4 protein-coding genes and 1 pseudogene are annotated in these 4,423 nt (G+C 39.4%); 1 reads left to right on the forward strand and 4 read right to left on the reverse strand.

What is annotated here, in order from left to right:
* Positions 1 to 152 precede the first annotated feature (152 nt).
* Positions 153 to 434, reverse strand: a pseudogene (locus tag IQ228_RS21945) (ribulose-phosphate 3-epimerase); the annotation flags it as partial.
* A gap of 152 nt (positions 435 to 586) precedes the next feature.
* On the opposite strand from IQ228_RS21945, the gene surE reads away from it, so the two are divergent.
* Positions 587 to 1,267 (forward strand): 5'/3'-nucleotidase SurE, encoded by a 681-nt coding sequence (surE, locus tag IQ228_RS21950; RefSeq protein ID WP_027401918.1) that lies wholly within the window; start codon positions 587 to 589, stop codon positions 1,265 to 1,267.
* 85 nt (positions 1,268 to 1,352) lie between these two features.
* Here the strand turns inward: surE and IQ228_RS21955 are convergent, their stop codons facing one another.
* From IQ228_RS21955 to IQ228_RS21965, 3 genes are all read right to left on the reverse strand, one after another.
* Complete coding sequence (locus IQ228_RS21955; RefSeq protein WP_172891230.1) at positions 1,353 to 1,646, reverse strand: hypothetical protein; 294 nt, start codon at positions 1,644 to 1,646, stop codon at positions 1,353 to 1,355.
* A gap of 179 nt (positions 1,647 to 1,825) precedes the next feature.
* Positions 1,826 to 2,497, reverse strand: a complete 672-nt coding sequence (locus IQ228_RS21960) for a HupE/UreJ family protein (protein ID WP_027401916.1) — start codon at positions 2,495 to 2,497, stop codon at positions 1,826 to 1,828.
* A 66-nt stretch (positions 2,498 to 2,563) separates the two neighbouring features.
* Positions 2,564 to 4,315: an ABC transporter ATP-binding protein gene (locus IQ228_RS21965; RefSeq protein ID WP_193964435.1), complete on the reverse strand. Its 1,752-nt coding sequence runs from the start codon at positions 4,313 to 4,315 to the stop codon at positions 2,564 to 2,566.
* Positions 4,316 to 4,423: the final 108 nt, after the last annotated feature.

Consider the following 4,423-nt stretch of genomic DNA (forward strand, 5'->3'; position numbering starts at 1 on the left):
AGAGACATCTATCTTAAACTATGGAAGTTTGAACAATTTTATTATTTCATTAATTAACTCAAATAGCTCATTTTTTGCAATTCTTTAAAAATAGATCCCCGACTTCTCAAAGAAGTCGGGGATCTGAGTCTTACTTAATCACAAGTATTAAATTAAACAGCAGCTAATTCTGGACTAGGACGCTTACTGTTACGGATATTGGTAATCGCCTCAGCATAATCAGGAGCATTGAACACAGCCGAACCCGCTACAATAGCATTCGCACCAGCTTCCAAAACTTGCCAAGTATTATTAGCTTTGAGTCCCCCATCAACTTCAATCCAAGGATCTAAACCGCGTTCATCACACATTTGACGTAACTTGCGGATTTTAGGAACTACGCTAGGAATGAAGCTTTGACCACCGAAACCGGGGTTAACGCTCATAATTAGCACATAAAATTCGGGTGCAATTTTAGAAGCAGGTTAATGAAGCGACTTTACTCAACTTTATGCTTTAGCTTGTAGACTATACCAGAAAAATCACCAAGAAGAATTCTAGTAATTACCAAACTAAACAGATATAATAAGTATTAAAAAAACATAGTATGACGATAATTATCACCAATGACGACGGTATTGATGCTCCGGGTATTGCAGCTTTATTGAAAGCAGTAAATGATAAATCAGTAATTATTGCTGCACCTCAATCTCATCAATCAGGCTGTGGACATCAAGTTACTACCCATCAACCGATTAATCTGCAACGGCGTTCTGATTTTGAATATGCGATCGCCGGCACTCCTGCTGATTGTATCCGAGTTGCCATTTCACATATTGCACCAAATATCAAGTATGTGATTTCTGGTATTAATGCTGGTGGAAATTTAGGCGTTGATGCGTATATTTCTGGGACTGTGGCTGCTGTCAGAGAGGCTGCTATGCACGGGATTCCCGGAATTGCTGTTTCTCAATATCGTCAAGGTAAACGTGATTATGATTGGGATACGGCTGTTAAATGGACATCTGCATTATTAAAGGATTTGATGGAACTTCCTCTAGAACCTGGATGTTTTTGGAATGTCAATCTACCGCACCTGTTACCGCAACAAGCAGATCCAGAAGTGGTATTTTGTCAACCTTGTACGAAACCTTTACCTGTTAATTACCGAATGGAAGGTGATGATTTTTACTATACAGGAGAATATGGTAAACGAGAACGGACTCCTAATAGTGATGTTGATATATGTTTTTCTGGAAAAATCGCAGTGACAAAGTTAAGGGTTTAAGGTAATTAAGGCTTCCTTCTTCCTTCTTCCTGAACTCCTGATAGCGTAGCGTGGCGTTAGCTTGACTCCTGAACTCCTTCCATCATTATTCATTTTGCAATAAGGATACAAGTCCATCCAAGGTTTGTGACAATTGAGTGATTTGTTCCATAGAATCCTTCTGCGAGTCAGCCAAACTTTGCACAGCGTCACATAAAGCAAAAATCTGATAACCTTGCTGCTGTACTTGTTTTCCTTGGGCTTCTATTTGTAGACTCAGAGCATCAACTCTGTGAGCAAGACGTTCAATTGTCTCAGTTGTCGAGAGTACAGCGTCTCCAATCTGTTCAACAATAGATTCTAAGCGACTGATTCTTGTTTCTATTCCAGTTGCAATCATTTCTGGCCTGCTCCAATCTTGAGAAAAAATCATCACAGTAATATTCCTAAATATTCATTCAATAGTTTCATAATCAGCATTATTAATAAATAAAGTAACTTGTCATCGTTCCTCTTAGTTTTGACCTTTAACTTCCGCCAAGCGGTGCTAATCCCAATACCTATTCCCTAATTCCTACGTTAAATTATTGAGTAGCCCAAAAATACGATACCAATTGCACAGAATACTAAACCAGCAAAACGGATGATTTTAGGTAAGATTTGATTAATTTCATTGATGCCAAAATTTACACCTATTTTTCTGGCACTCATGATAATTACTGTTTGAGTGAAGGCAACACTAATTACAAAGATAATCATAGTTAATGTTTCTGCACCGATGATGGATGTAGCATCGGAGTAACCTTGAAATATCCCAGCAGTAGCACTTAATAAAGCTATTGCTAACCAATGAATAGGAATTGGTGTAACTAACATTACTCCTAATGCAATGGTACAAATAGCAATAGCTATTCCTGACGCAGGTAAGATCACTGGAGATAAATTAATCAATTGTCCACAGATAGCAGCAATAACAAAAGTGATATTTAGCCAATTACCACGGGTAAATCTAGCGGAAAATAAACCTAATGCTACAATCCCTGCAAAACGGTCTAAACTAATCACCGGATCGGCTATGCCCCAAATAAAACCTTCCCATGTGCTGGAAACATTATGTTCAATGGGTGATCCACCGGCTGAGGTCAGTAAACTAATGACGACTAAAATAGCGATAGCTCCTAAAAGACGCTGCTGTTTAGATGTTAATAAGTTACTGGACTCAGAAGCTACTAACTGTGAATTTTTAAACATCTTTAGATTATGCTGGTTGGTGATTAATACTACTGCTAATTATTACAAAAATTAATCCATTTTGGCTCAATGTAATAGTTCTTCTACTTGATGTTGATTCCACAAATTTTGATAAAGTCCAGGCTGTTCTACCAGTTCTGAGTGACGACCCGTTTGAACGATTTTCCCCTGTTCCATGACCAAAATTCGGTCAGATGTGGCAGCAGCAGAAAGTTGGTGAGTAATAAAAATTACGGTTTTTCTTTTTGTCCCTGTAGCCAGATTTGTGAGGATTTGTGTAGCGGTTTGATTGTCTACACTGGATAGGGCATCATCTAACAGCAAGATGGGGGCATCAATTAACATTGCTCTGGCTAAAGCTGTGCGTTGTCTTTGTCCACCAGAAAGGGTAATTCCTCGCTCACCCACTAATGTTTCATACTGTTGGGGGAAATTCTGAATTTCTGCGTCAATTTGCGCCATTTTGGCGGCGTAAACTACGTCTTCTTCGGCGGAGACAGGATCACCATAACGGATATTATTTTTGATGGTGGTACTGAATAAAAAGCTATCTTGTGGTACGTAGGCGATCGCACCACGTAAATCACTCACAGCTATTTTTGTAATATCCAACCCATCTAAAAACAACTGTCCTGGCTGAATATCCAATAATCTGGGGACAGCATTCGCTAAGGTTGATTTTCCTGAACCAACCGGACCAACAATAGCTACTACTTCCCCTGGTGCGATCTGAAAATTCAGATGTTCTAAAACTGGGGTATTTACACCGGGGTAAGTATAACTAAAGTTTACTGCTGTCAATTCCCCTTTGAGTTGGCTGGGTTCTACATGGATAGCGTCTGGTGTGTCTTGAATTTTCGGAGTCACGCTGAGAATAGTTTCCAAGCGATCAATACTCACTTCACCCCGTTGGTAAGCAGTAATAGTGAATCCTAATAAAGCGGTAGGGAAAATTAATCGCTCTACATAAATTAGCAAAGCCAGAAAATCACCAATTGCAAGAGTTCCAGAGGATATTCTGGCTGTACCTAACCAAATAATCATCAAAGAACTTAAACTTGCTAATCCACCAATCAGCGGAAATAGGGTGTTGCGAGTTTTAGCTAGTTTGAGATTAGCGGTTAATAGCTGCTCATTTTTCCGGTTAAATGCTTGACGCTCATTGTTTTCTTGGGCGTAAATTTTAATCAGTGCTATACCGCTCATATCTTCCCGCACCAGTTCACTAATTTCTGCAAGTTCTTCCTGGACGGCGGTTTGTTCGTTACGCAAGCGATCGCTAAAAAAATGCACCATCAAAAACATGAACGGGTACACTGCTAATGATGCCAGTGTCAGTTCCACATTCAGAGACAACATGACGGGCAATGTTAGGGTATATGCGAATAAAGTATTTGCCAAACTCAATACAGCAAAACCTAACAACCGTCTAATATTATCTACATCATTGGTGGCGCGACTAATTAAATCCCCAGGAGTATTAACCGTAAAATAAGCAGGTTCTAATTGCAATAAGTGTTGAAAAATTCGCTGTTTCAGGTCAAATTCCACCTGTCTTCCCACGCCAAATATCCAAATGCGAGAAGCCATTCGCATCATCCACATAGCGGAACTAAGTAGGGCGATGAGAATTACATAATGGATGATTTGGGAAAAACTAAAACTCCGAGATAGAGTATCTACCCCTGAACGAATTAACAAAGGAATATATACACCCAGCCCATTGACAACTAATAAAGCAATAATACCGAAGACGGTTTCGCGCCAATAGGGGCGTAAATAAGCAGCGATTTTATCAAGTCTGTGAGATTTGGCCATGCCAACAATTATCTAACTTTTTGGTATTGTAAGAATAGTCAACAGAAAGAAAGAAGAAAGAAAGAAATTTCTCCCCTACCCCCCACTCCCCCTACCTGTCTCTTATAA

It is taken from the genome of Dolichospermum sp. LEGE 00246 (genome assembly GCF_015207865.1).
Lineage (GTDB): Bacteria > Cyanobacteriota > Cyanobacteriia > Cyanobacteriales > Nostocaceae > Dolichospermum > Dolichospermum heterosporum.